Source organism: Vibrio quintilis (assembly GCF_024529975.1).
GTDB classification, from domain to species: domain Bacteria; phylum Pseudomonadota; class Gammaproteobacteria; order Enterobacterales; family Vibrionaceae; genus Vibrio; species Vibrio quintilis.
The window spans coordinates 1342318-1369108 of sequence record NZ_AP024898.1 but is presented as its reverse complement, the minus strand read 5'-3'; the positions used below and the strand labels follow the sequence as shown (position 1 = coordinate 1369108).

19 protein-coding genes are annotated in these 26791 nt (G+C 51.9%); 16 read left to right on the top strand and 3 right to left on the bottom strand.

Annotation, left to right across the window (positions count from 1 at the left end):
• Window positions 1-16: 16 nt before the first annotated feature.
• Window positions 17-898 (bottom strand): substrate-binding periplasmic protein, encoded by an 882-nt coding sequence (locus OC443_RS24615; RefSeq protein WP_083601515.1) that lies wholly within the window; start codon window positions 896-898, stop codon window positions 17-19.
• A 199-nt stretch (window positions 899-1097) separates the two neighbouring features.
• Between OC443_RS24615 and OC443_RS24610 the strand changes: the two genes are divergently transcribed.
• The 3 genes from OC443_RS24610 to OC443_RS24600 all read left to right on the top strand — a co-directional run bounded on the left by OC443_RS24610 (window position 1098) and on the right by OC443_RS24600 (window position 4037).
• Entirely contained in the window at window positions 1098-2486 is a 1389-nt protein-coding gene (locus OC443_RS24610; RefSeq protein ID WP_073579886.1) for an NfeD family protein, read from the top strand.
• Window positions 2464-3255 carry a slipin family protein gene (locus tag OC443_RS24605; RefSeq protein ID WP_073579885.1) on the top strand — a complete coding sequence of 264 codons (792 nt, stop codon included), beginning with the start codon at window positions 2464-2466 and terminating at the stop codon, window positions 3253-3255. The genes OC443_RS24610 and OC443_RS24605 overlap by 23 nt, the downstream gene beginning before the upstream one ends.
• A 179-nt stretch (window positions 3256-3434) precedes the next feature.
• Window positions 3435-4037: a glutathione S-transferase family protein gene (locus OC443_RS24600; protein WP_073579884.1), complete on the top strand. Its 603-nt coding sequence runs from the start codon at window positions 3435-3437 to the stop codon at window positions 4035-4037.
• A 35-nt stretch (window positions 4038-4072) separates the two neighbouring features.
• On the opposite strand, the gene OC443_RS24595 is transcribed toward OC443_RS24600, so the two are convergent.
• Window positions 4073-5422: a condensation domain-containing protein gene (locus tag OC443_RS24595; RefSeq protein ID WP_159440305.1), complete on the bottom strand. Its 1350-nt coding sequence runs from the start codon at window positions 5420-5422 to the stop codon at window positions 4073-4075.
• Between the two features lie 276 nt (window positions 5423-5698).
• Between OC443_RS24595 and fepB the strand changes: the two genes are divergently transcribed.
• The 7 genes from fepB to OC443_RS24560 all read left to right on the top strand — a co-directional run bounded on the left by fepB (window position 5699) and on the right by OC443_RS24560 (window position 17686).
• Window positions 5699-6637, top strand: a complete 939-nt coding sequence (fepB, locus tag OC443_RS24590) for a Fe2+-enterobactin ABC transporter substrate-binding protein (protein ID WP_073579932.1) — start codon at window positions 5699-5701, stop codon at window positions 6635-6637.
• Window positions 6638-6653: 16 nt separating this feature from the next.
• Complete coding sequence (locus OC443_RS24585) at window positions 6654-7688, top strand: FecCD family ABC transporter permease (protein WP_073579882.1); 1035 nt, start codon at window positions 6654-6656, stop codon at window positions 7686-7688.
• Window positions 7667-8746 carry a FecCD family ABC transporter permease gene (locus OC443_RS24580; protein WP_073579881.1) on the top strand — a complete coding sequence of 360 codons (1080 nt, stop codon included), beginning with the start codon at window positions 7667-7669 and terminating at the stop codon, window positions 8744-8746. Before OC443_RS24585 ends, OC443_RS24580 begins: the two co-directional genes overlap by 22 nt.
• Before the next feature lie 200 nt (window positions 8747-8946).
• Window positions 8947-11010: a TonB-dependent receptor gene (locus OC443_RS24575; protein WP_073579880.1), complete on the top strand. Its 2064-nt coding sequence runs from the start codon at window positions 8947-8949 to the stop codon at window positions 11008-11010.
• A gap of 72 nt (window positions 11011-11082) precedes the next feature.
• Window positions 11083-14514, top strand: coding sequence for a condensation domain-containing protein (locus OC443_RS24570; RefSeq protein ID WP_073579879.1), 3432 nt, complete (start codon window positions 11083-11085; stop codon window positions 14512-14514).
• A gap of 33 nt (window positions 14515-14547) precedes the next feature.
• Window positions 14548-15342, top strand: coding sequence for an ABC transporter ATP-binding protein (locus OC443_RS24565; protein ID WP_390904343.1), 795 nt, complete (start codon window positions 14548-14550; stop codon window positions 15340-15342).
• Between the two features lie 289 nt (window positions 15343-15631).
• Window positions 15632-17686: a TonB-dependent receptor gene (locus tag OC443_RS24560; protein ID WP_073586544.1), complete on the top strand. Its 2055-nt coding sequence runs from the start codon at window positions 15632-15634 to the stop codon at window positions 17684-17686.
• A 101-nt stretch (window positions 17687-17787) separates the two neighbouring features.
• Here OC443_RS24560 and mtnP read toward each other — a convergent pair whose 3' ends face one another.
• Complete coding sequence (mtnP, locus tag OC443_RS24555) at window positions 17788-18648, bottom strand: S-methyl-5'-thioadenosine phosphorylase (RefSeq protein WP_073586543.1); 861 nt, start codon at window positions 18646-18648, stop codon at window positions 17788-17790.
• A 590-nt stretch (window positions 18649-19238) separates the two neighbouring features.
• Between mtnP and arsS the strand changes: the two genes are divergently transcribed.
• From arsS to OC443_RS24525, 6 genes are all read left to right on the top strand, one after another.
• Entirely contained in the window at window positions 19239-20195 is a 957-nt protein-coding gene (gene arsS, locus OC443_RS24550) for an arsenosugar biosynthesis radical SAM (seleno)protein ArsS (protein ID WP_073586547.1), read from the top strand.
• A gap of 48 nt (window positions 20196-20243) precedes the next feature.
• Entirely contained in the window at window positions 20244-22406 is a 2163-nt protein-coding gene (locus tag OC443_RS24545; RefSeq protein WP_073586542.1) for an FAD-dependent oxidoreductase, read from the top strand.
• Window positions 22407-22521: 115 nt separating this feature from the next.
• Entirely contained in the window at window positions 22522-23256 is a 735-nt protein-coding gene (locus OC443_RS24540; RefSeq protein ID WP_083601824.1) for a TIGR04283 family arsenosugar biosynthesis glycosyltransferase, read from the top strand.
• Window positions 23253-23861 (top strand): TIGR04282 family arsenosugar biosynthesis glycosyltransferase, encoded by a 609-nt coding sequence (locus OC443_RS24535; protein WP_073586541.1) that lies wholly within the window; start codon window positions 23253-23255, stop codon window positions 23859-23861. The genes OC443_RS24540 and OC443_RS24535 overlap by 4 nt, the downstream gene beginning before the upstream one ends.
• Window positions 23837-24940 carry a methyltransferase domain-containing protein gene (locus OC443_RS24530; protein WP_262021766.1) on the top strand — a complete coding sequence of 368 codons (1104 nt, stop codon included), beginning with the start codon at window positions 23837-23839 and terminating at the stop codon, window positions 24938-24940. Before OC443_RS24535 ends, OC443_RS24530 begins: the two co-directional genes overlap by 25 nt.
• A gap of 227 nt (window positions 24941-25167) precedes the next feature.
• Window positions 25168-26787, top strand: coding sequence for a cation:proton antiporter family protein (locus tag OC443_RS24525; RefSeq protein ID WP_073586540.1), 1620 nt, complete (start codon window positions 25168-25170; stop codon window positions 26785-26787).
• The last annotated feature ends 4 nt before the right edge of the window (window positions 26788-26791 follow it).

Here is a 26791-nt window from a genome sequence, read left to right as displayed (position 1 = left end):
CAGAACAATACCGGCGTCAGTGCCACCACAATTCTTTGCGATCATAAGGTACTTTCTCTTCCAGCAGGGGGTTTTCGATCCGGAATACCTTCCGTTGCTCAACCTTCACCCGCTCCAGATCTTTACAGCTGTATTTGCAGAAGATTTCATCAAAACTGCCATCAGCAATCATGATATTCAGCCCTTTTTCAAGGCGGGCGGCCAGCTTTTTATCCGCTTTATTGACCACAAAATAAAGCGGCAGGGGATAATAAAGCAGAATCGTTTCTTCAACGACCATTTTCGGATACAACTGTTTCCTGGATGCCAGCTCTTCATAGATTTCAATCACACTCCGGGAGAAATAATCAAAACGGCCGGCAACCAGCATCCTGAACATGCCTTCATAACTATTGCCTTCGGTGACCTGAAAGCCGTTGTAATTCAGCACATCAATATCTTTCCAGCCTTTTCTCAATCCGGCGTTGAACTGCCGGAGATCGGCCAGGGTTTTTACCTGAGAAAAGCGGGCCTGATTATCCTGATCAATCAGAAACAGACGATATCCGTACAGTCCTTTCCGGATCGGAATCCGGATCGGCAGCAGCTCTTCAGCGGTGGCTTTGGAAGCCAGGGCGACAATCACGTTTGGTTCACCACCGGCTCTGATATTTTCGTGGTAGCGGGAAGGCGTCATTTTCACCCGTGATGGCCGCAGCAGATAGGGTCCATCGGTTTCGACGGTTTTTTCCAGCGCGGTTTTGAGTAAATCAATCACGTAGTTGACGCGGGTATCATGCGGGGACTCCCTTTGCTGATGAACCACCAGCAGTGGTTCCGGTTGTTTGGCTAATACATGAAAAGCAGTAAAAAGACACAACAGCAATGTTGTTACATTGAAACAACATGTGTATTTCATAGCACTTCCGTCAAAATTTTTTCAAAACATATAGATTCAGATTAGTCAAAATTTAAGCGATTACGAATGCTGAAAAAAGATTCATGGCTCACGATCCCGCATTTTCAGGCAGTATTTTCCCGTTTCCAGCCAATTGCTGCGCGCTCTTGTGATGATTTTTTGAACTACACTGATAGTAAATATTTGACGGGAAGAGCGGATGCGTTGTTATCTCAGGATAATGGTGATCATCCTGAGTTGTCTTGCCGGATTTTTCGCCGCAGCGGCTGATCAAACCGCTGCTGGCCCAACCAAGACAATTCCGGTATTAACAATCAGTGGCGCGATTGGCCCCGCTGTTGGTGATTATGTGATCCGGGAAATCCAGCTTGCCAACCAACAGCCTCATATGCCTGCTATTCTGCTGACGATCGACACACCCGGCGGGCTGAATTCTGCACTGAGAGAAATTAACCAGCATATCCTGGCCTCGGATATTCCGGTGATCTGTCTGGTTTACCCGCGCGGGGCTCGTGCCGCCAGTGCCGGTACGTACATTTTGTATGCCTGCCACATTGCTGCGATGTCACCGGCGACCACGCTGGGTGCTGCAACACCGGTCCGGATGGGCGGTATGCCGGGCGGTGATGAGAAAAAAGATGACAATGCGCAGAAAACACCGGATGCGATGGAGAAAAAGATTCTCAATGATTCAATCGCATATATCCGGTCGCTGGCTCAGCTCAGAGGACGGAATGTTGAATGGGCAGAGAAAGCAGTGAGAGAAGCGGCCACACTGTCTTCAGAAGAAGCTCTGGAGCTGAATGTGATCGATGAATTAGCAGCAACCCCGGAAGCTTTGGTTCAGGCAATTGATGGCCGGGTGATTCAGCTCAATCAACAGCCATACACGCTTGATCTTTCCGGGGCAGTTCAGTTGCCCCGGCAACCGGACTGGCGCAGCCGGTTTCTGGCGACCATTACCAACCCGAATATTGCTTATATCCTGATGATGATCGGTATTTACGGCCTGTTACTGGAGTTCTACAGTCCCGGCCTCGGTATCTCGGGGGTGATTGGTACGATTTCTTTGCTGATTGCTTTGTATGCCTTTCATCTGCTGCCGGTTAACTATGCCGGTATGGGACTGATTCTGCTGGCGGTGGCATTGCTGGTCGCGGAATCACTGGTGCCGAGCTTTGGCATTTTAGGTGGTGGTGGGGTTGTGGCCATGATTCTGGGCTCAGTGTTCCTGATTGACAGTGATCTGCCGGAGCTTCAGATTTCTCTCAATCTGATTTATGCCATCGCACTGGCTTCCGCCGGAATGGTGATTTTTGTGGTCAGACGTCTCCTGTCGTTGCGGCGTAAGCCGGCAGTCAGTGGCTGTGAGTCGATGATCGGATATCAGACGATCATCGATGATGATGATGATGAGGCTGGTCAGGGATTTGTGCTGATTGGCGGAGAAAGGTGGGCAGCCCGGTGTGAGCATGAAACCCCGCTGCACAAAGGAGATCATGTCACGGTCTGTGCCGTTGAAGGGCTGACGGTGCTGGTCAGAAAAGTATCGGAGAGCAAACAAAATGATGGATTTACAGATAGATAGCGGGACATTCACCCTTGTTCTGTTCGTGGTTCTCGTTTTCATGATCGCTTTCAGTCTTTTTCACATCCTGCGGGAGTATGAAAGAGGGGTGATTTTCTTTCTCGGGCGGTTCCAGAAAGTCAAAGGACCGGGGTTAATTATTGTTATTCCGGTCATTCAGCAAATCGTGCGCGTAGATTTGAGAACTGTCGTCATGGATGTCCCCAGTCAGGATGTGATTAGCCGGGATAATGTATCTGTGCGGGTCAATGCGGTGATTTACTTCAGAGTGGTTGATTCGCAAAAAGCGATTATTAATGTGGAAAATTATCTGCAGGCGACGTCTCAGCTGGCACAAACCACGCTGCGTTCCGTACTGGGCCAGCATGAACTGGATGAGATGCTGGCAAACCGGGAGATGCTTAACTCAGATATTCAGTCGATTCTCGATACCCGGACCTCCGGCTGGGGGATTAAGGTGTCAAATGTTGAGATTAAACATGTCGATTTGAATGAAAGCATGATTCGGGCGATTGCCCGGCAGGCAGAGGCAGAACGAACCCGGCGGGCGAAAGTCATTCATGCCTCCGGGGAGATGGAAGCCTCTGAAAAGCTGGTTGAAGCGGCAACTAAACTGGCGCATGAGCCGAACGCAATTTTGCTGCGATATTTGCAAACTTTGACAGAAATTGCGGCAGAGAATAACTCAACCATCCTGTTTCCAATGCCGACGGAGCTGATGGACGGATTATTTAAGAAAAACAGCCCGCCGGACAAACCGGGGAAATAAATGACGGGGCAAGAGGAAGAACCTGGTTACCTGAAAAAGAAAGCAATATGAAGAACTAAGTAACATGAAGAAAACCGGCATCACTGAAAGGATGATGGAAGTCAGATGAACAATCTGCTGGTTTGCGGACAGGCGCCAAAAGTATCCGGAACTGGTTATGAATTCGGGCAGGAGGGAATGTGGACATCGTACTTTATACATCTGAAAGAGCAAATAGTTCGCACCGGGTTGAGTGGGCTTTAAACTATAAAAAGATTCCTTACCGCCGGATTGTGATTTCTCCGGAACAGCCTGCGGCTGATTATCTGGCGATTAATCCGTTAGGCTTCTTTCCGTCTGTTTCTGTGAATGGTTTTCTTATCTCTGAATCGATGGCGATTCTGGAGTATTTTGAAGAACGTTTTCCGGACGTCGTTCCTCTGCTGGGGAGTTCTGCCAATGAAAGAGCGCTGGTGCGCCGGATTTGTCATTATGTGGATTCGATGGTGCATTCTCCGCAGAACCGGACGGCACTGAATTTTTTCCGGCCGGAACTGACAGAGTCTGAAAGAAAACAGTTACGCGGGGAATGGATTCTCAATCGCCTCAATGTACTCAGCAGTCTGATGTGTCGCGAGTCAGGGTTTGCCACCGGATGTAAGTTTTCGCTGGCGGATATTTTTGTCGCCTGTATTTACAAAAAGGCGTTGCAGCATGGTGTGGCAGAGCATGAGTTCTACCATACCCATTTACACTGGCTCAGGCGCAATGAGAACATCTCGCTGGCTGAGCCTGTGCGGTGACTGAATACAGAAGGTCACTGAGACACAGTCTCCTGTCACTTTGCGCCCGGCTTTAACAGGGTCTCAATCGGTGTTTCCAGAATCGTTTCTAAGTACCCGCGCCGGCTGGCTTCATCATCACCGGGATTGACTTCGGTCAGGTTGCGCAAAAATGCCGGTAACTGCGTGGCATGTTCAATCAACATTTCCTGCGGATAGCTGTGTTTGTCTGAATCAAAAGCGAACCGTAAATGATTTGCTGCCGGATCACTGCTGCAGGTAATATTCAGCCCGTCAGCCGCTCCGCGGGCAATGACTTCATGAGACACGTCGCAGCCGGGCAGGGCCGGGATATCAAATGGCAGAATATTGATGAAAGGCGTCAGAAAAAAACTTTCTTCCTGATCAAGCCCGTGATCGGCTTCAATGCGTTCCAGCCGGTAGCGTCCGTGGCGGTAAATGGTCCGCAGCCTGCTGACGGCCTGCCGGATATATTCCCCCAGTGTTTGCGATGCGTCGACGTCAATCTGATACGGCAGAATGTTCACCATCAGGCCGGGAATATTTGCCGCGACACTGCCCCAGCGGTTCATAAACGGCAGCCACAACATTTTCTCACCCGCCTGGTGCAGATACAGAGCGATCAGGGTGACGAGTAAATCCGGCCAGCCGGTGCCAAGCATCTCAGCACTGGTACGCAAACCGGCTGATACCTGAGGTGAAAACAGGGTTTCCCGGCGCATAATGTCTGCACCGGCCATGTCGTAGTCCGGGTCGAGCTTTGGGATCTCCGGAGAGGCGGATAAATAGTCTTTCCAGAATTGCTGGTCACTCTGATGGCGCTGACTGGCGTTGTACTGATGTTCTTCGGTGAAATAGTCACTGAAGGCATAAAACGGGCGGCCTTCCGGTGTTTGACGGCACAGGTGACTGTAGAGCTGACAGCACCGTTGTTCGTATAACATCATGCCATAGCCATCAATCAGAATATGATGGGAGCGGGTGTACCAGAGATAATGGTCCGGTCCGAGCACAAACAGCAGGTGCGCAGACATATCCGGGGAGAGAATATTCAGCGGTTGGCGGATATCCTGTTGCATTTGGCTTTGTGCCGTCTGAAAAGGTGCAGGCTCCCGGGTTAAATCGATTCGGGTCAGCTGAGGCTGGTGAATGCCGATGTGTTGCTTCGGTTGCTGCGCCTCATTGATCACCGCGGTGAAAATGTCACTTTCCCGGAGCGTCTGGTTAACGGCCACTGTGAATGCTTCTTCATCCAGAGCCCCTTTAATTTCAAGATAATGGGCAATGGTTGAAATTGAATTGTGACCGTATTTCAGAAACTCTTTCCAGTAATGTTGCTGGGCTCCGATGATCGGAAACTGTTCACAGGCGTGATGAGATAACATAAGCATCCTTTTCTGTTTCTGGTCTGACTTTTCATACCGTTGCATTTGTCCGGCCTGCAACGATTGACCGGGTGATTCGGATACAGATCCGAAGTCATGGTTAAGGTGTTGAATTTTTTGATGTCATTTGTGAATAAAAACAATTATCATTTGCCTTTATGTGGACATTCATGATAACAATCATCTGTTTTTGAGAGTGACACACGATGTTCTTCACCACTGATGGCTCAACAGGGTGAATAATAAACATTAACGGTAATGAGAATCAATATCATTATGAAAAACATTTTTCTGATGGTTGCTGTGCTTTTCAGCAGCCTGACATTTGCAAATGACACCAAAGCCAGCTGGCCGCTGGTATTTCACAATGATGATGGCACGACAACGACGATTCCGGCACAGCCTGAAAATATTCTTTCCACATCGGTGACGGTGACCGGCACACTGCTGGCTATCGGTGCACCGGTAACCGCCAGTGCAGCGACTTCAGATGGCCGGTTTTTTGGTCAGTGGAAGCAGGTTGCCCGCCAGCGCAAGGTCAGGAAACTCTGGTCTGCCGGAAGTGTTGATCTGGAATCTGTGTATGTGCAGATGCCGGATCTGATCGTTGTATCCGCTTCCGGCGCTGATTCGGCGCTGGCCCAGCTGGATGAATTAAAAGTGGTCGCGCCGGTGATTGTGGTGGACTACAGCGATCAGTCCTGGCAGTCGCTGGCGATGAAACTGGGCCAGGCCACCGGACTGACACAGCAGGCGAAAGCGCACATTGATGCATTTCATCAGCTGGTTACGGCCAGCCGGGCGAAGATGACGCTGCCGGACGGCATGACCAATATCATCAGTTATCATGGTGCCGGCGTCGTGAATGCGGTGGCAAAAACCGAAGGTGCGCACGCCCGGTTGCTTGAATCGCTTGGATTCCGGATTGAAGCGCCGGACCCGGCATGGCAGACCGGTGTGGTGTCGCACCGGGATTTTCTGCGGGTGAATTATGAGAATCTGACCCGGCTGAAAGCCCGGACTACATTTTTACTGGCCTCCGGTGAGGCGAATGTCCGGCGCTTTATTCATGATCCCGTTCTGCGTAATCAGCCTTCCGTACTGGCAGGGCAGGTGTACGGGCTGGGGATACATTCATTCCGGATCGACATGTACAGTGCGACAGAAATCATTGATGCACTGGTGCAACGGTTTGGTCCGGCTAAGACACAATAAACTGACGGGTATGGTTATGGGTTCATTTTCTTCCCGGATACAGCTTTCCGGACCCCGGCAGGAAACCTGGTGGGGGAAGGGCGGAATACTGGTTTTTGTGTTGCTGTGTCTGGCCGGATGCAGTGTCTTTATCGGTTCAAGGCCGATTCCGGTTCAGGTGACCCTGGACGCTTTATTCCGGTTTAACCCGGCAGATAGTCAGCATTTACTGGTGCATTATCTGCGGATTCCCCGGACCTTACTGGCGATCGTGGTTGGTGTGGCGACCGGCGGAGCCGGTGTTCTGATGCAGGCTTTGACCCGTAATCCTCTGGCTGACCCTGGAATATTGGGCGTCAATGCCGGTGCGATGACCGCCATCGTGATTGCCATTGCAGGGCTGAATATGGTGGAGGTGTCTCACTATATGTGGTTTGGCCTTGGCGGGGCGGCGATCAGTGGCATGGCCGTATATGTGCTGGCGGGCGGCAGCCGGATGAATCCGGTCCGGATTGTGCTGGCTGGCTCTGCGGTGACTGTGGTGTTACTGGCGCTGACGCATATCATCACGATTAACAGTCATCAGGAAGTCTTTGAGCAGTTCCGCCACTGGACCGTCGGGGCGTTGCAGGGGCGCGGCTATCCGGTGCTGATTCCCGTTTCGGCACTGGTGGCGGCAGGTACGTTACTGGCCTTATCTTTGGCTTCTGTACTGAACACGGTTGTGCTTGGTCAGGAATTGGGCAGGGCGCTTGGTGCCAGTGCGGTGCGTGTCTGGTTGCTGGCGTGTCTGGCGATTATTTTCCTGGCCGGTGCCTCGACTGCGGCAGTCGGTCCGATCAGTTTTCTTGGGTTGACCGCACCTCATATGGCGCGGTTTTTTGTCGGTTCTGATCATCACCGCCTGCTCCCCTTCTCGATGCTGGTTGCAGCGGTATTATTGTTGTTTGCTGATATTGCCGGGCGGCTGATTGGTTATCCCGGAGAAATTAGTGTCGGCATTATGGTGGCGCTGATCGGCGGGCCTTTCTTTGTCTTTCTGGTGAGAAAATGGAAACTGTCACAACTGTAACTCAGGCTGAATCAGCCGCCCGTCAGGCCGGTTTATCGCGCGCAGTATGGCGTTACGGGCCATACTCCATCGTGTACTCCCGTCGGGAATTACTGGTGGGTGCATTGCTGTTTGGTCTGCTGTGCCTGATGGGCATGTATGCGACCACGGTGGGTAAGTTTCCGGTTTCCCTGACTCAGGTGTTCGACATTCTCGGCGGTGCACCGGACCTCCGGATTCAGGAGCGCGTGTTATTCCATATCCGGATGCCGAGGATTGTTACGGCGATCTTTGCGGGGTGTGCGCTGGGCGCATCCGGTGCCATTTTTCAGTCGGTTTCCCGCAACGTGCTTGGGTCGCCGGATATCATCGGTTTTACCAGCGGGGCTGCGACCGGCGCACTGATACAGATTGTGTTGTTTTCTGCCGGAACAATTGCCGTTGCACTGGCAGCTATGACTGGTGGGATAGTCACAGCTGCAGTGGTTTACCTGTTGTCTTTTAAATCCGGCAGCGTCGGTTATTACCGGCTGATTTTGACCGGCATTGGTGTTGGCGCGGTCCTGACGGCGCTCAATGGTTTGCTGTTGGTGAAAGGCAACATTGATGATGCGTTGACAGCCAACCTGTGGCTTTCAGGCTCTCTGCATGCCCGTAACTGGACCCACGCCCTGCCGGTGATGATCGGTGTGCTGGTTTTGTTACCGCTGATGAAATGGCTGGCGCGGCCTCTGATGATGATCGGAATGGGTGATGAAATGGCAAAACAGCTTGGTATCCGGATTGAGCGGGTCCGGCTGGTTATGATGCTGTTTGCCGTGATACTGGCTGCGCTGGCGACCGGAGCAGCCGGGCCGGTTGCTTTTATTGCACTGGCAGCGCCTCAGCTGGCAGCACGTCTGCGACGTTCGGGGAATCTGCCGGTTTTCAGTGCCGCGTTGATGGGCGGGGTACTGTTACTGGCTGCCGATCTGTTAACCCAGCTGATTCCCCTTGATTTGACAATTCCGATTGGCCGGATGACAGGTATTGTCGGCGGAATTTATCTGCTCTGGTTACTCAATCAGAAGCATAAATAATGCATACGATTTAATAAATTTATTAAACACAAATGATAATTCTTTACATTCTCAATTGGTTTTCATAGAGTAGCTCCTGAATTGCTGGTTGACCCGGGAAGGATCTGTTTGACAGCAATTTCAACCTCTTACTATCCAGATTCTGACAGCCGGGAAGCTCAGACGAACGTGACCGGGTGTGTCTTACAGGAGTATCTCAGATGAAAGCAGTGCACACCGTGCCAACCAACAATCAAAAAAAAGGAATACAATCATTCAGTCTGTTATCTGCGGCGGTGACCAGCATCTGTCTGGGCATGGCATCGCAGAGCACCTTTGCCGCTGACAGCCAGACTCAGCTGGCGGAGTCTGGTGAGCAGGCCATTCCTGTCGTGACGGTTTACGGGGAGAAAACCAAACGGACATTACAACAAACCAGTTCCAGTGTGGCTGTTTATGACAGCGACCAGATTGAGGCACTCAATGCCACAGAAGGCGGACAATTGCTGAAACTGACGCCGAACGTGGTTGATGTCGGTAATGGCAACGCCGTGGCGACGATTCGCGGGTTAAGCGGCTCGGGTCCCGGTTTTGGTGCGGTCTCGTTTTTATCCGGTGTCCGCCCCCGGTTGAATGTCTCTGTGGACGGGCGTTCACTGACCTACAAAGAACTGGCTTTCGGGCCGCAGTCTTTGTGGGATGTGAAACAGGCGGAAGTGTTTCTCGGTCCGCAAAGTTATATTCAGGGCCGTAATGCCATGGCAGGTGCGATGGTGATGACCACCAATGATCCGACCTATGACTTTGACAGTGCAGTAAAAGCTTCAGCCGGGAACCAGAATTATCGTCAGATTGCAGCCATGCTCAACGGGGCGATTATTGATGACCAGCTGGCGGTGCGTTTGACAGCAGAGCGTCAGCAGCGTTTGAGTGACGTTGATCTGGCGACCTATTCTCCGGCGGGTGATTCGCGTGAATTTCAAACCACAACCTTAAGAGCGAAATTCCTTTATGAGCCTCAGGCGTTGCCCGAGCTTTCAACCAAACTGACCATCGTCAACTACGACACCCGCGCACCACAGACAGAGAACCAGATCAGTACCGTACCACGCACCCGTTTTTCGGCTTACCGGCCGGTATTTGAGACCAATTCAACCAGTGGTATCTGGGATCTGGCTTATCAGCTGAATGAGAATCTGACGCTGAATACCAAAACCATTTATACCGGTTTTGATATCGATCGGCTGGCCCAGTCTAATGCAGCAACAATGGACGGGGATGAACTCCAGATTGAACCAAGCCTGCGTTATCTGTCTGATGATCAGCGGATTCATTTGCTGACCGGTTTGTATTATTTCAATAAAGATCAGGATGAGGAAATTGACGGGCTGGGGACATTCCGCGATGAAACGACGACGGCTTCAGCTTACGGGGAACTGACATACGCGGTGACACCTGCCGTGGATGTGACAGCAACGGCCCGCTACGAAACCGAAGACCGGAAGCGTCATGGCGGGAATGCGCCGCGGTTTGCGCTGGCTTTTGATGAGTCTTATCAGACCTTTTTGCCGAAATTGTCACTGGCATGGAAGGCGGACAGTCAGAATACGTACGGAATGAGTGTTGCCCGCGGTTACCAGAGTGGTGGTGCCGGTGTCGAGTTCACCAGCTTTACCACCTACGAGTTTGATCCGGAATATGTTTGGAACTATGAACTGTTCAGCCGCCACCGTCTGGCGAATGGCCGGGTGGAGCTGACTTCCAATGTCTTCTACAACCGGTACGACGATCTTCAGGTGCTGGACAGTCTGGTGATTGTCAATGCGGATAAAGCCAGTTCTTACGGTCTGGAAGGTGGTGTCAACTGGCTGATTTCTGACGACTTACAATGGTTCGTCAACCTGGGTCTGATGAAAACCAAAGTTGAAGAGTACGGTGCAGATTATGACGGCAGTGAGCTGCCGAGAGCGCCCGGATTTTCCGCGACCAGTGGCGTGCGTTACTGGTTCGGTGACTTTGAGCTGAGTGGTAACGTGCGTTATACCGATGGTTATTATTCAACCCTGAATAATGACAGTGACGGTGAAGTTGACGGCTACAGTGTCGCAAATCTGCAACTGGCCTACGTGTTTGACTCCGGCCGTGTCACGCTGTTTGCAAACAACCTGTTTGATTCTGACGACGTGATTTATTACGGCACCACCAATGGCACAACCATCGACAAAGAAGGTGCCATCCTGCAACAACCCCGTTTGGTTGGTGTGTCATTCAATTACAACTTTTAACTTTGATTCCGTTACCGGCGTTTAGCGCCGGTAACGGCTGTGAACGATGGGTGGTCACACAGGAATATTATTATGACTTTAGAAAGCCATTATCAGTCTGAACCATCTGTGCAATGGTCTGCCCGGACTGAACAAACCTCTTTTTCTGCGCCCGGATCGCCCGATCAGGACGCATCCTGTCCCGGAAAAAAGCAAATGCCTGATGATGCCGAGTCATTGCTCTGGCTCTCTCATCAGCAGTCCCGGGAGCAGCCCGCCCAGTATGCGGTTGCTTACCGGTTTACCTGTCCGGATGAAGTGGCTTCCGGCCGCGAAGCAACCGGTGCTGTAACGGATGCGACAAGGCTTGATACCGGTCGTTTAATCACCGCGCTACAGCAGGTATATGACCACTTTCCTGCGTTGAGAACGGTTTACCGGTTTGAACCGCAGGCAGGTTTACTGAAAACGCAAGCCGCTGCTTTACCGCCGGTCAGGGTTGAACCGGTCACCGGTGTGCAACAGGCGGTTGAACATCTGCTGAAAATGCAGTCGCAACCGTTTGATTTAGCACAGCAGCCGGGAATTCAGTTTGCGGTGTTGCCCGCGCCGGGGGAGGTGATTCTGGGATGTGTCATGCATCAGATACTGAGTTCAAAAATCAGTCCGGATACTGTGTTCAGCATGGTTGCGTCGCTTTATGATGGACAGACCGATCGTGAACAGCCTGTGGCGTGCTCCGGCGCGACCTGTCAGCTGAATTCGCAGTCACTGATGTTCCCGGATGAGATCGTGACCGCAGGAATACCGGGACTCCGGCGTGATCTGCATTGTGAAGTCCGCTCCGGGCTTCCTTTCAGCGAACAAAGTGCCAGTTACGGCTGTCTGAATTATGCCAGCCAGCGAAACACCGCCACGCAGTTTTCCGTCGCGCTGCACCTGAAACCTCTGGCTGGCTTATTACCACCGGCCGGGCAGGCTTTCATTTCTTCAGGTTCTGCTTCCCGCAGTGCTGCTGAGCCCCAAATATCAGTGACTGTCCTGACAGTGCTGGCAACATTCGTTGCCAGACAGCTGGCTGCGGTGTCCGGTCAGCCGGTAGTCCGGGTATGCATCCCTGCAGAAGCCGTGCCCTGCACGGATGCTCTGCATGGCTGCCTGTCTCAGGAAGGGCTGAAAATCCTGACGCTGGACTGTACCGATCCTGAATCACTGTTCCATCAGGCACAGCAGCAAATGCAGTCCTCAGCTGGTTTCGCTGAAGCGGGGAATGTTGAACATCATATTGTTGAGCACGATGCTGTTGAAAAGAACCTGCCTCAGGCGCTGCTGGTTGCTCTGTCTGATCCCGCGGCCGGATTTGCCGGATTGCAGGCTCAGCGTGTATGGCTGCCTGCGTTACAGGTGCCGTTTGAACTGACATTCGCGATGGCACTGAATCCGCAGGGCGAAGATGTGCTGATGTTAACGACGTCAGATCAGGTGTCTGCTTATGCCGGTGGCTGGTTGCTGGAACAACTGGCAGCAACAATCAACAACAAACAACCAGCGGATAAAGATCAGTGCGATATGCCTGGCACTTTATGCCGGGAAGACGCTGTTGCCCCGTTTAACCCGCTTTCCCAGGCCAATTTCCCTGTAACGAGAGCTCCTGTAACGCATGTTCCTGTAACGAGTGCTTCTGTAACGAAGGGCTCCACCGACATCTCTGAACTTACTGTGGTGCAGGAACCGTCTTTATCGTCCTCCGCTGTGCCGGTGACGATTATTCTCGGGGCATTCCGCGAAGCGCTGGGTGTGCCGGATATGACCGCACAGGATGATTTCTTTGACATGGGCGGACACTCGCTGATTGCAACCCGGATTATCGGCCAGTTGCTCAACACGCATCAGATTGAAATCCGGATGAATGATCTGTTCCGTTACTCTACCGCTCAGTCACTGGCTGAACATGCTGTGGTACACGGAGAAAACCCTGCTGCAGGTATGACTTCAGATCAGTCAGAACCAGAACAGGCAGGGCAGGTTCAATCAGGACAGGCACAACACTTTGCTCTGAATCAGGACCAAACCGGCCCGTTTCCGCTGTCTCATGCGCAAAACGCGATGTGGACCGTGGTGCAAAAATTTGCTGCGATGGGGCTCAATCATGTGTTTAATATTCCGTTTACCCTGCATTTCCCGGACGGCGTAGATGAACCCGCACTGTTTCAGGCATTCCGTGATCTACTGATTCGTCACAGCGGGTTGCGGACGCATTTTGCAGCGGGCAGTGACGGACCGGAGCAGCGGATCGTGCCGGTGAGTGAACTGGATAACTATTCATGGTGCTGGCTGAGTGAAACGACGGCTTCGGAACCTTTCCGTGATGCGCTGAACCGGGAAGCTGTTTATGGTTTTGATCTGGCGTATGAGCTGCCGCTGCGGCTTCGGTTTATCCGTGACAGTGAATCCGGCGAGTTATATCTGTCGATGCTGTTTCATCATCTGGTTTTGGATGAGTGGTCGGTGAATCTGATGATGGATGAGCTTGGTCAGGCTTATCTGGCCCGTACCGGTGGACAGTCGCCTGTCTGGCGTTCAGCGCCGTTACCTTTCCACACTTTTGCACAGCAACAGGCAGCCAGTGGCGTTGATCCGCAGCATCTGGAATTCTGGCTGCAACATCTGCAGGGCGCTCAATGGGCAAAGCCCATATTTGGTCATGATCAGGGTCATGACCACAGCGATGTTCATGACGACGTCCACGGTGACGACCACGGTGAGGACCAACCGTTGCATCAACCTGCGGATCAAAGTGCAGACGGTGCCGGCGGCTGGGTGGAATTTCATCTTGCGCCTGAGGTCTCAGATGGTTTGTACCGGCTGGCAAGAGCCAGTGATGCTTCTCTGTTTAATGTGGTGTACGCCGCTATCGTCACGTCACTGCATCTGCTGGGCGGTCCCAAAGATATGGTCGTCGGCACGCCGGTTTCCGGCCGGATGGATGCAGCATTTTTTGATACCGTGGGTTATTTCACCACGATTGCTGTTCACCGGGTTTTGCTCGATGAGCAATTGTCTGTCAGTGAGCTGATTCAACAGGTGAAACAGACCATCAATGACTCTATGCCGTATACCGATATTCCGGTGGATGTGATGGAATCAGCGCTGTTTGGCGAAGAAAAAGAGAACCAGCCGGGACATATGTTTGAGGTGATGATTCAGTTGCACGCCAAGAATAAACTGCATGGCAGTCTGGTTTCTGCTGAAGGTTACCGGGTTAAATTCAGTCAGGTTGACCCGGAAAAGCATGAAGCCGCGCTTGGGTTGCAATTTGAAGTGATGGAAGAGACCGTCAATGACGAACCGCAGATCCGGGTGCTGATGAGTTATCTGTCGCGGCACTATAGTCCGGCACAGGTAGCTCTGTTGCGACAGACAACACATCAGATCCTCAATGTGTTTGCTGAGCCTTCTTGTACCGAAGTGCCTTTATCATCACTCCGGCAACAGCCCGAATTGCTGTTGTCTGATTATCATTAACAACAGGAGAATTATGTGGCAGTCACAGAGAGCATGATGGATGAGCAACCGTCGCGTCTGCGTGGTCAGCGTTTAACCCTGGGGTATGAAGGACACGAGGTCTGCCGGGATCTGACAATTGATATTCCGGACGGAAAATTTACCGTGATTGTCGGCCCCAATGGTTGCGGAAAATCGACTTTGCTGAAAAGCCTGTGTCGTCTGCTGAAACCGAAAGCCGGCACGGTTTTTCTTGACGGTAAAGATATTCATACCCGGCCGACCCGTGATGTGGCAAAAACACTGGGGCTGCTGCCCCAGAGTGCCCTTGTGCCGGAAGGAATCAAAGTCGCTGATCTGGTTGCCAGAGGGCGTTATCCGCATCAGAACACGTTTCGTCAGTGGACTGAAGACGATGAACAGGCCGTTGCCCGTGCGATGGCGGTCACCGGTGTGACTGAACTGGCTCATCAAATGGTCGATCAGCTCTCCGGCGGGCAGCGTCAGCGGGTCTGGATTGCGATGGTACTGGCGCAGCAAACGCCGGTAATTTTGCTGGATGAGCCAACGACTTATCTCGATATCGCTCATCAGATAGATTTGCTGGATCTGTTTCGTCAGCTGAACCGGGAATCTGGTCATACGGTGATCGCGGTGTTGCATGACCTGAATCATGCCTGCCGCTATGCTGACCATTTAATTGCGGTGAAAGGCGGCGAGGTGATTGCTCACGGTGAACCGGCAGCTCTGGTGACAGAGGATTTAATCCGGCAGGTTTTCGGCCTGAACAGTCTGATTATTGATGATCCGGTCAGTGGGACGCCGATGGTGATTCCGAAAGGCAGCTGAATGGCTGTCTGTACGTTCCTGCACAATAATTTGTGTTTCTCCTCTGTTTTTTCTTCCGGGCAGTATGATCTGACTCTGGCTCAGATCATTACTGTCTCTCCTTCACTTTGATTTTCCCCGTATGGATTTCCCGGTTTGTTTTTATTGATAATTTCAGGATTAACTGTGGTAGTATAGTTAAAATTATAATTAAAAATGATAATTATTATAATTTTTATTCAAAATAATAAATTACACCTGGAATGTGATGGAGTCTGTTCTGAACATTTAACGTTTTAAAGGATATAGGATGAACCCTGTCAAACCTTCGACAAGAAGAAAATATCTGAACTGGCGTATTGCTGTCATTTTAGGGCATGCAGGAACATTGGCACCGGCAGTGGCGCTGGCTGAATCTCCTGCTGACATGGAACAGCCGGTGGTTACCGTGGTTGGAGAAAAAATCACCAAGAATATTAACGATACCTCTTCGGCTGTTTCCGTAATTACTGCCGATCAGTTTGAAAATGGCCGTGAGACCAGTGCGAATGATCTGGCAACCCGTATCCCGAATGTGGTCAGTGGTGGCTTTGGCGCGATCAGTATCCGTGGTATCAGCGGAACGGGCGCCGCACTGGGTGGTTACGCATTTTACAGTGGTTCACGGGCCCGGATTTCAACCATTGTTGATGGCGTGACACAGTCATGGTCCGGCTATAGTTTTACGCCAAGCAAATTATGGGATGTAAAACAGGTCGAAGTGTTGCGTGGCCCGCAGTCAACGACTCAGGGAACGAATGCGATTGGTGGCGCGCTGGTTTTATCCACCAATGAGCCAACGTATATGTGGGAAAGTGCGGTTCGTCTGGGGATGGAGCGCTACAAAAACGATAACGTCAGGAATAATGTGGCCGTGATGGTTTCCGGACCACTGATTGATGATGAACTGGCATTTCGTCTGGCACTGGATGGCCGTAAAGGCGAAGGCTGGATGAATTATAAGCAGGCAGGTTCCGAATTGGATAACGGGCCGGATGTGGATGATGCCAAAAACGTCAATGCCCGGATGAAATTTCTCTGGGAACCAGCGGCATTACCGGAGCTGAAAGCAAAACTGATGCTGACCCGTCAGGTTTATGAAGGCGAATATCTCAATTGGGCTAATGACAGCGAAACCGGATATACGTCCCATACCATGACGCTCAGTCAGGCCGGCCGGAAAAATATCCGTTTGCAGGACTCTGATGTTGAGTCAGTTGCTGCGGATATTGATTATGCTCTGACCTCAGGGCTGACCAATGCATTCCACTTTAGTTATCTGGTCACTGATGTTGAGTTTGAACAGTATCCGAACAGCATGGTGGTGACTTCCGATAAAGATCATATGGTGTTTGAAAACCGGTTGTTGTTTCAGTCTGATGATTCCGCTTTCTCCGGTGTGACAGGGCTTTTCTGGTCCAAAGAAAAAACGAACCTGCAGGTTGGCACAGCATTTGGTGGCCCGAATGAAATCACTACGTCGGCGCTGTACAGTGAAGGTACTTACGCCGTTCGTTCTGATCTGAAACTGATCGGCGGAATGCGGTTTGAGAATGAAAAAATTAAGCGTTCACTCGATTTTTCATGGCGGGATGATGATTATGCGCAGGATACCAGTAAGGATATTTTCCTGCCGAAAGCCGGGATTGTTTATGACCTGAATGACGATATGGTGCTCAGTGCGTCGGTCCGCAAAGGCTATAATGCCGGTAGTGCTTCGGTTAACTGGGATACGTTCGCGTACTATACCTACGATCAGGAAACCGTGATTGCTTATGAAGCCGGGCTGAAAACCAGCTTTGACGATGCGGAGCTGACAACCAGCCTGTTCTATAACGATTACTCCGGCTATCAGGCATTTGTACAGTCGGCGTATATCGATAACATTGAAGACTCACACACGTACGGCGTTGAGCTGGAAGGCAGCCTGTGGGCAACCAGTGCGCTGCAACTGCATGGTTCTGTGGGTCTGATGCGGTCGAAAGTGGATAAAGATGATGTATCGACGGCTGGTAATGAACTGCCGAATGCACCACACAGCAATCTTTCTGCCGGGTTTACCCACTATGTCACCGATAATTTCTCATTTGGCAGTGATGTTGTGTATGTCGGAAGTTCTTACTCTGATCTGGAAAATACAGCTGACCTGAAAGTGGATGATTACGTGACCGTGAATGCCCAAATCCGGTACATCATGGGTGATTTGACCATTGACGGTTATGTGACCAACCTGACCGATGAAGATATTATCTACATGAAGCAGAGCACCAGAGCATCTGTCGGGCAGACCCGGACCTTTGGTCTGAACCTGACCTACCGGATGTGACCGGCTGATATATCATACAAAACCCCGGCAGTCATGGCTGTCGGGGTTATTATCTTTGTACATCCTCATGATTTTTTTATCAAAATCAGAACATGAGTCAATTACGCCATCAGCAACTCAACCAGTTGCTTCTTATCCGCCGTCATCATATCTGACGGTGTCACCAGAGCATGTTTCAGGGCCGAGTGGGCAGCGGATTCCGGCTGGCGTTCCTCTATCAGCGCAATTGCTTTTGCGGCAATGGTTTGGGCCCGTTCGGCATTTTTCATCAGATTGGCGATGGCAATGTCTGTGGTGACATTGGCCTCACGCGGGTGCCAGCAGTCGTAATCAGTCACCATCGCCAGCGATGCATACGCCATCTGTGCTTCCAGAGCCAGTTTGGCTTCCGGCATATTGGTCATCCCGATCACACTGGCATTCATCGAACGATACCAGCGGGATTCCGCAAGGCTGGAAAACTGCGGGCCTTCCATACACAGATAAGTCCCTTTGTGATGACATCTGGCTTCCGGTGCCGCGACTTCAACCGCCTGACCCAGTAATTCAGCCAGATCCGGACACACAGGTTGAGCCATCGATACATGGGCGACAACACCGTCACCAAAGAATGTACTGGTTCTTTTCTTCGTTAAATCTATGTATTGATCCGGAATCACCAGATCCAGTGGTGCCATCTCTTCCTGCAATGAACCTACGGCTGAAAAAGAGAGCAGATATTTCACTCCCAGTTGCTTGAGGGCATGAATATTGGCCTGATAGGGCACTTCTCCGGGCAGTAGCCGGTGCCCGCGGCCGTGGCGGGCCAGAAAAGCAACCGGAACACCTGCCAGTGTACCGGTTAAAATTTTATCTGAAGGGTCACCATAGGGGGTTGTTATGGCTTGTTCTGTAGCATTTTCCAGCCCGTTCATCTGGTAAAGCCCGCTGCCGCCAATAATGCCGATTTTTATTTGTGTCATCAGATCTTGTCCTCCGTACCTGTGATATCAGGTTAGTCGTCACCGGAATGCTTTTCATTACAGTTGAAATGCATATTTCTTTGAGTGTAAGCGTGGATACTCATATGCGCCAATGAAGCACTTTCGCGCTCGGGCGCTTACGGGGACAGGCACTTTTACCACTTTGCTTATGAGGACTGCTTATGATGCTTATGAGGACAGTCGTCTTTACCAGCGGCTCATTATTGCTATGAAAGTGGCAACATATCTATTTTGAACCACACTAAGTGAGAGCGTCGGTTTTTTCATCATGACGCCTGTCCGGGATTCGCCGGAAAACGAACAGCGGGTGATCTGAAAGGATTTTACGGGACGTTTACGGGGACAGACGCCTCAAAAGGGGGCTCTTCCTGTGAGCTGGTTTTGTGAGGACAGGCACTGCATTTCGCTGATGTTGCTTGTGAGGACAGGTGAATCTTCCAGGGACAGGCACGGCAATCTTGCTGAAACTGACTTCTGCAATTTATTTTCTGTTTCGCTGTAAGAATTATGGGCGTTACTGCGACCAAAACAACAAACTGACTGATTTTGTGTTGAAAGCGGAGTTCCTTATGATAGCCATGTTACCCCTGCTGGAAGTGACCGATTTTCCAGCCATCCGTCGAAAACCTCTGGAGACCCTGCAGGTTAATCTGGGTTACAAATGTAATCAGAGTTGCCGCCATTGCCATGTCAATGCCGGTCCGACCCGGACCGAGATGATGACAGAGGAAACGATGGCGCTGGTGTTATCTGTGTTGTCTGCCCGGCAGATCCAAACGCTGGATTTAACCGGGGGAGCGCCGGAGCTGCATCCCGGTTTCCGGCAGCTGGTCAGCGAAGCAACAGCAGCAGGCGTGCATGTGATGGACCGTTGTAATCTGACGGTTTTATTTGAACCGGGACAGGAAGGACTGGCAGAGTTTCTGGCGCAGCATCAGGTTGAAATTGTTGCTTCTTTGCCGTGTTATTCACTGGAAAATGTGGACAAACAGCGGGGCAAAGGCGTGTTTGATAAAAGCATTGCCGGTTTAAAGCAGCTCAATGCTCTGGGTTACGGTAAACCCGGCAGTGGTTTGATTCTGAACCTGGTTTATAACCCGCAGGGGCCGGTGTTGCCGCCGAATCAACAAGCCCTTGAAGCTGATTATAAGCGGGAGCTTCGCAACCATTTCGATATTGAATTCAATCAGCTCTATGCCCTGACCAATATGCCGATCAAGCGGTTTGGCTCTTCTCTGGTCGCCAGAGGCCAGTTCGATGACTACATGCAACTGCTGAAGGACAGCTACCAACAGGAGAATCTGGCGGGTCTGATGTGTCGCTCACTGGTGAGTGTCGACTGGCAGGGTTATTTGTATGACTGTGATTTCAATCAGCAGCTGGGTTTACCGCTGTCCGGCCGTCACCGTATTCATCTGCGGGATTTGCTCAAAACTGATCCCGATGGTCATCAGGTCTGCGTGGCTGATCACTGCTTTGGCTGTACGGCCGGGCAGGGCAGCAGTTGTGGCGGTGCACTTGATTAATGTTTATTTTCCGGCCGATAAAATAACTTTGACCCACGGGGATGCGTGATGAAAAAAGGATTACTACTGGTTGTTATCGCTGCACTGGTTGCAGGATTTTTTTACTTCGATCTCAATCAGCTGTTAACGCTGGAAGGAATGAAAAGTGGCCTGAGTGACTTTGAGTCATTGCGGGCGGCCCGGCCTGTGTTGGTTGGCGGCACTTTTCTGCTGATTTATGTGTTGGTCACGGCTTTGTCTTTACCCGGCGCTGCTGTGATGACTCTGGCAGCCGGGGCGTTATTTGGCCTGGTCTGGGGTACAGTCATTGTTTCATTTGCCAGCACGATCGGTGCCACGCTGGCTTTTCTGGTATCCCGCTATCTGCTGCATGATGTTGTCCAGCGCCGTTTTGGTGTCCGTCTGAAACCGATGAATGAGGGGATTAAAAAAGATGGGGCATTTTATCTGTTTACCCTGCGTTTGGTGCCGGTCTTTCCTTTCTTTCTGATCAACCTGCTGATGGGGCTGACACCTATCCGGGCAGTGACTTTTTACTGGGTCAGTCAGGTAGGCATGTTTGCCGGAACGATTGTATATGTCAATGCCGGGACGCAACTGGCGCAGCTTGATAGCCTGTCCGGTATTCTGTCTCCGGCGTTGTTGCTCTCTTTTGCTCTGCTGGGTATTTTCCCTTTGCTGGCGAAGAAAGTGCTGGCCATGCTCAATGCCCGCCGGGTGTATGCCAACTATCCGAAACCCAAACACTTTGACCGCAATCTGATTGTGATTGGTGCGGGTGCCGGTGGGCTGGTGACTGCTTATATCGCTGCGGCTGTGAAAGCGAAAGTGACGCTGGTAGAAGCGCATAAAATGGGCGGCGATTGCCTGAATTACGGTTGTGTGCCGAGTAAGGCGCTGATTAAAAGTGCCAAAGTGGCGCAACAGATGCGTCATGCGGAACGTTACGGGCTGGAAAGTGGTGAACCTGTCTTCTCTTTTCGCCGGGTGATGGCGCGGGTGCATGAGGTGATCCGGGCGGTTGAGCCGCATGACAGTATTGAACGTTATACCAAACTCGGCGTGGAAGTGATTGAAGGTTACGCCCGGCTGATTGATCCGTGGACGGTTGAGATTAAGCGTCATGACGGAGAAGTTCAGCGGCTGACGGGCCGGGCGACTGTCCTTGCAACCGGGGCGCGCCCGTTTGTGCCGCCCCTACCCGGCATTGATGATGTGGGGTATGTCACCAGTGATACCTTATGGGACGCATTTGCCGAACGGGATCAGGCACCGGAGCGGCTGGTGGTACTGGGCGGTGGTCCGATCGGTTGTGAACTGGCACAGAGCTTTGCCCGGCTCGGTTCACAGGTCACGCAGGTTGAAATGGCGCCGCGCATTATGGTCCGCGAAGATGAAGAGGTTTCGGCACTGGTGACAGCATCGCTGGAAGCGGATGGCGTCACCATGTTAACCGGACATCAGGCGCTGCGCTGTGAACAAAACGGGGCAACGAAACGCCTGATCGTCAGTGCCGGAAACGGAGAGAAAGCGATCGAGTTTGACGAATTACTGTGTGCGGTCGGCCGGGTGGCACGGCTGGAGGGATTCGGGCTCGAAACACTGGGAATAGAGACTGAACGAACCATTGTCACCAATGATTATCTGGAAACCCTGTACCCGAATATTTTTGCGGCCGGTGATGTGGCCGGGCCTTATCAGTTTACGCATACTGCGGCACATCAGGCCTGGTATGCTGCGGTGAATGCGCTGTTTGGTCAGTTCAAAAAGTTCAAAGTCGATTACCGGGTGATCCCGTGGACCACGTTTGTTGAGCCAGAAGTTGCCCGGGTCGGGCTCAATGAGCAGGAAGCCCGCGAAACCGGCATCGCTTATGAAGTCACCCGGTTCGGGCTGGATGATTTAGACCGTGCGATTGCAGAGAGCGAGCGACACGGGTTTGTGAAAGTGCTGACAGAGCCGGGAAAAGACCGCATTCTCGGTGTCACCATTGTCGGGGAGCATGGCGGAGACCTGATGGCAGAGTTTGTCCTGGCGATGAAGCATGGCCTCGGCCTGAATAAAATATTAGGCACGATTCACGCCTATCCGACCTGGGCTGAAGCGAATAAATATGCTGCCGGGGAATGGAAACGGGCCCATGCGCCGGAACGAATTCTGTCATGGCTGGAGAAGTATCATTACTGGCGGCGCGGTTGTGCAAAACAGTAAGTTGACAAAACAAGTCAGTGTTTGTGGGGACAGGCGCTTTTTATGGGGACGCTTTTTATGGGGACAGACACTGCTTTTTTGCCGCTTTTTGCAGGGACAGGCACGGGAAAATAGTATGAACACACAAACCTTTATCACAGAGAGTCAAGGCAGCGACAGGGCTGCCGGGAAACGAACCCGGTCTGCATTATCGCTGATTGTGCCAATGTTGAATGAAGCGCAACAGCTGCCGGATCTGCTCCCGCATCTGCAGGTCTGGCAGGCGAATGGGCATGAGGTGTTACTGGTCGATGGCGGAAGCGAAGACACTTCCGTTTCTCTGGCTCTCTCTGCCGGTTTCCGGGTGCTGCACAGTGAACGGGGCAGGGCAAAACAGATGAATACCGGCGCGGCGATAGCCAGCGGAAACATTCTGGTTTTCCTCCATGCTGATACCCGATTACCGGCGCTGGCCGATCAAATGATAATTCAGGGGCTGAGACGGCAGGTGTGGGGTCGGTTTGATGTGCACCTGACGGGACAAGCGCGGATGTTGAGTATTGTGGCTGCGCTGATGAACCTTCGTTCCCGCCTGACGGGGATTGCCACCGGCGATCAGACCATGTTCGTTGACCGGGATGTATTCCGGGCCGCCGGTGGATTTCCGGAGCAGCCGTTGATGGAAGATATTGAAATGTCGAAACGCCTGCTTCGCTTTGGCCGGCCCTGCTGCCTGAAAGTCCGGGCAACCACATCGGGGCGTCGCTGGCAGGAACGGGGCGTCTGGCGGACGATCTGGCTGATGTGGCGTCTGAGATGGGCCTACTGGCAGGGCGTTCCGGCTGAACAGCTGGCGAAGGAGTACCGATGACCGCTGTACGAATCATACTGGTGGCGAAAGCCCCATTACCGGGGCTGGCAAAGACGCGTCTTGCTCCGGCTCTGGGCGAAGAAGGTGCAGCGCAGCTGGCGCAGGCGTTACTGGAACACAGTGTCGCTGAAGCGGTGGCGGCCGGTGCCGGGCCGGTTGAGTTGTATGTCTCGCCGTCGGTGTCGCATCCGGTCTGGTCGTCGGTGAATATTCCGTCCGGAGTGCATTGGTCTGCCCAGACTGAGGGCGATTTGGGCGAGCGACTTGCGGCCGTGACGCAAAGAGTCACCGGGCAGCAGGAAGCTGTGCTGTTAATGGGCACGGATTGTCCCGGTTTAACGGCTCCGGTTCTACGTGAAGCAGCGCTGGCGCTGGTCGATCATGATGCCTGCTTAGTCCCGGTCAGTGATGGTGGCTATGCGCTGCTCGGATTAAAACATCATTTACCAGCCGTGTTCCATAACATGCCCTGGAGTACCAGTCAGGTCGCTGAACTCACCATTCAACGTATTCAGGCCGCCGGAAGAAGTCTGAAAATACTGGCACCACTGCACGATATCGACGAACCGGCCGACTTGCAATGGCTACCCGCTGGGTGGCGGTGAAACCCGCAGGATACATCAACATCAATGGAGAAATTTCAATGCATGACATTGTTCAGGATTACTACGGAAAACAGTTACAGAGTTCAGCGGATTTACAGACAACGGCTTGCTGCGATATCAGTGCTGTTCCGGAATGGTTAAAGCCGTTGCTTTCCAATATCCATCCCGGGGTTTTATCCCGTTATTATGGTTGTGGGCTGGTTTGTCCGTCCCAGTTATCCGGCTGCCGGGTGCTTGATCTGGGGTGTGGTTCCGGGCGTGATGTTTATGCGCTGGCTCAGCTGGCCGGACCGACAGGTGAAGTTGTCGGTGTGGATATGACTGAAGAGCAGCTGGCGGTTGCCAAATCTCACCAGCAGTGGCATGCCGAAGCGTTTGGTTTTGATAATGTCCGTTTTGTCCGGGGGTATATCGAAAAGTTGAAAGATCTTCCCCTTGAACCGGGCTCCTTTGATGTCATTGTATCTAATTGTGTTGTGAATTTGTCTCCGGACAAGGCATCGGTACTGGAAGGTGTCAAACATTTGCTCAAACCGGGAGGAGAGTTCTATTTCTCTGATGTGTATGCTGATCGCCGCGTTCCTGATGATGTGCGTCGTGATCCGGTGATTTATGGTGAATGTCTTGGGGGGGCGCTTTACTGGAATGACTTCCAGCGTCTGGCTGTCGCGGCCGGTTTTACCGACCCGCGGCTGGTGACTGATCGCCCTCTGGAAGTGACGGCACCGGAGCTGGCAGCCCGGACCGGCAATATTCAGTTTTATTCGGCCACTTACCGGCTGTTTCATCTGGACGGGCTGGAAACCGCCTGCGAAGATTACGGACAGGCAGTGATTTATCAGGGAACTGTGCCGCATCACCCACACTTCTTTGAGCTCGATAAACATCACAAAATAGAGACGGGAAAGGTATTTCCTGTTTGTGGTAATACCTGGCGTATGTTGCGAGAGACGCGATTTGCCGGACACTTTACCTTTATTGGTGACTTCAGCCATCATTATGGATTGTTTGCCGGATGCGGTTCGGTGATGCCTTTTGAGACCGGGCAGGCGGATATGGATGAAGGTGCCTGTTGCTGATTTTGGCACCGGCCGTTCTCTGAGCATGGGTTTATCTGACTGTCCGGGACCGTGACCTGAACCCGGGACTTGATCCCGGCAGGCAAATTCACAAATTTCTTTGCAAAAACCAGCCGGGAAGGAATAGAGAGTGTAAAAAAAACGGGAAAATCATCTATCTTTACTGATAGATATCCAAACAATTACTGACTGAATCAACGTCACGGAGGATAACTCTCAGGACTGCTATGGACCCGCAATTACTTTCAATTCATTATGGCGACCCGCTCTGGATCGCAATTGCTTTTATGTGTGGCCTTGGTGTGAAAACGGCAGGGCTGCCGCCCCTTGTGGGTTTTTTGATTGCCGGTTTTGCCCTCAATGCGCTTGGAGTGAAAGAGGGCGGCTTTCTGGGCGTTCTGGCTGATCTCGGGATTACTCTTTTACTGTTTTCCATCGGACTGAAACTCAAACTGAGATCTCTGGCAAGGCCGGAAGTGTGGGGAACGGCGACCCTGCACATGATGATAGTCACCGCGCTGTTTTCGGCACTGGTGGTCCTCCTTTCTTATACATCCCTTCCCCTGATCGGTGGCCTGTCGGTTGAAACCGCACTGCTCATCGGGTTTGCCATGTCTTTTTCCAGCACAGTTTTTGCTGTCCGGATTCTTGATGAGAGCGGAACGAATAATGCCCTGCACGGGCAGACAGCGATTGGTGTGCTGGTTGTTCAGGATATTGCTGCGGTGGTTTTTATCGCGGTGTCTATGGGGAAACTGCCGACGATTTGGACGCTGGCTCTTGTGGCGCTGATCCCGGTGAGATGGATCATGTTTAAAGTGCTCAACAGGGTCGGGCATGGTGAACTGCTGATTCTTTTTGGTATTACCGTGGCACTGGTCGGGGCTGATCTGTTTGAAGTCGTCGGCATCAAAGGAGATGTCGGTGCGCTTGTATTTGGTATGTTGCTGGCGAATCATCCGAAATCCGGTGAACTGGTTAAAGCACTGCTTGGGTTTAAGGAACTGTTCTTAGTCGGCTTCTTTTTAAGCGTGGGTATGACAGCCACACCGGGCAGCACCGAAATTCTGATCGCTTTACTGTTTATCGTGTTCCTGCCGATCAAAGTCGCGATTTACTTCGGTCTGTTCAGTTTGTTCTGTTTACGGACCAGCTCCGCCTGGCGGACCTCGCTGAACCTGGCAAATTACAGTGAATTTGGTTTGATAGTCGGGGCAATTGCGGTGTCATCGGGTTGGTTGTCCCATGACTGGCTGGCCGTGCTTGCGGTGGTTTTATCGCTCTCATTTATGATTTCTGCGCCGGTGATCAGCGTGCGGGATCAAATCTATGAGCGATGGCGGGCAAAGCTTAACTGGTTTGAGAGAAAGTACCGGTTAGAATCTGAGAAAAAGCTGGAGCTGGCGCATATTAAGGCGGTTGTGTTTGGCATGGGAAGAATGGGAATTGCCGCATATCATGCGCTGGAAAACAGCTATCCTGATAATATTGCCGGTATTGAAGTGGACAGGGAAAGGGCTGCAAAGCTGACCTCGCAGGGATGTAATATTTATGCCGGGGATGCGACCAATCCGGACTTTTGGATCAGAGCACCTGAGCTGCATCATGATCTGGAGTGGGTACTGCTGACGATGCCAAACCATCAGGCCAATGTGAATTCAGTTTTACGTCTCAAAGAAATGGGTTACCAGGGGCGCATTGCAGCAACCGCCAAGTACCATGATGAGGAAGATGAACTCCGCGAACTGGGCGTTGATTATACATTCAATATCTATAACGTGGCCGGGCTGGGTTTTGCCAATGAGCTTCAGGCACTGGCGACTGAGGAAAATCATACGCAACGCTGAGGTG

What these genes read in the sequence shown, in the direction of transcription:
- OC443_RS24615 (WP_083601515.1), bottom strand. Translation starts at nt 898, where the DNA reads ATGAAATACACATGTTGTTTCAATGTAACAACATTGCTGTTGTGTCTT.
- OC443_RS24610 (WP_073579886.1), top strand. Translation starts at nt 1,098, where the DNA reads ATGCGTTGTTATCTCAGGATAATGGTGATCATCCTGAGTTGTCTTGCC.
- OC443_RS24605 (WP_073579885.1), top strand. Translation starts at nt 2,464, where the DNA reads ATGATGGATTTACAGATAGATAGCGGGACATTCACCCTTGTTCTGTTC.
- OC443_RS24595 (WP_159440305.1), bottom strand. Translation starts at nt 5,422, where the DNA reads ATGTTATCTCATCACGCCTGTGAACAGTTTCCGATCATCGGAGCCCAG.
- fepB (WP_073579932.1), top strand. Translation starts at nt 5,699, where the DNA reads ATGAAAAACATTTTTCTGATGGTTGCTGTGCTTTTCAGCAGCCTGACA.
- OC443_RS24585 (WP_073579882.1), top strand. Translation starts at nt 6,654, where the DNA reads ATGGGTTCATTTTCTTCCCGGATACAGCTTTCCGGACCCCGGCAGGAA.
- OC443_RS24580 (WP_073579881.1), top strand. Translation starts at nt 7,667, where the DNA reads ATGGAAACTGTCACAACTGTAACTCAGGCTGAATCAGCCGCCCGTCAG.
- OC443_RS24575 (WP_073579880.1), top strand. Translation starts at nt 8,947, where the DNA reads ATGAAAGCAGTGCACACCGTGCCAACCAACAATCAAAAAAAAGGAATA.
- OC443_RS24570 (WP_073579879.1), top strand. Translation starts at nt 11,083, where the DNA reads ATGACTTTAGAAAGCCATTATCAGTCTGAACCATCTGTGCAATGGTCT.
- OC443_RS24565 (WP_390904343.1), top strand. Translation starts at nt 14,548, where the DNA reads ATGATGGATGAGCAACCGTCGCGTCTGCGTGGTCAGCGTTTAACCCTG.
- OC443_RS24560 (WP_073586544.1), top strand. Translation starts at nt 15,632, where the DNA reads ATGAACCCTGTCAAACCTTCGACAAGAAGAAAATATCTGAACTGGCGT.
- mtnP (WP_073586543.1), bottom strand. Translation starts at nt 18,648, where the DNA reads ATGACACAAATAAAAATCGGCATTATTGGCGGCAGCGGGCTTTACCAG.
- arsS (WP_073586547.1), top strand. Translation starts at nt 19,239, where the DNA reads ATGATAGCCATGTTACCCCTGCTGGAAGTGACCGATTTTCCAGCCATC.
- OC443_RS24545 (WP_073586542.1), top strand. Translation starts at nt 20,244, where the DNA reads ATGAAAAAAGGATTACTACTGGTTGTTATCGCTGCACTGGTTGCAGGA.
- OC443_RS24540 (WP_083601824.1), top strand. Translation starts at nt 22,522, where the DNA reads ATGAACACACAAACCTTTATCACAGAGAGTCAAGGCAGCGACAGGGCT.
- OC443_RS24535 (WP_073586541.1), top strand. Translation starts at nt 23,253, where the DNA reads ATGACCGCTGTACGAATCATACTGGTGGCGAAAGCCCCATTACCGGGG.
- OC443_RS24530 (WP_262021766.1), top strand. Translation starts at nt 23,837, where the DNA reads ATGGCTACCCGCTGGGTGGCGGTGAAACCCGCAGGATACATCAACATC.
- OC443_RS24525 (WP_073586540.1), top strand. Translation starts at nt 25,168, where the DNA reads ATGGACCCGCAATTACTTTCAATTCATTATGGCGACCCGCTCTGGATC.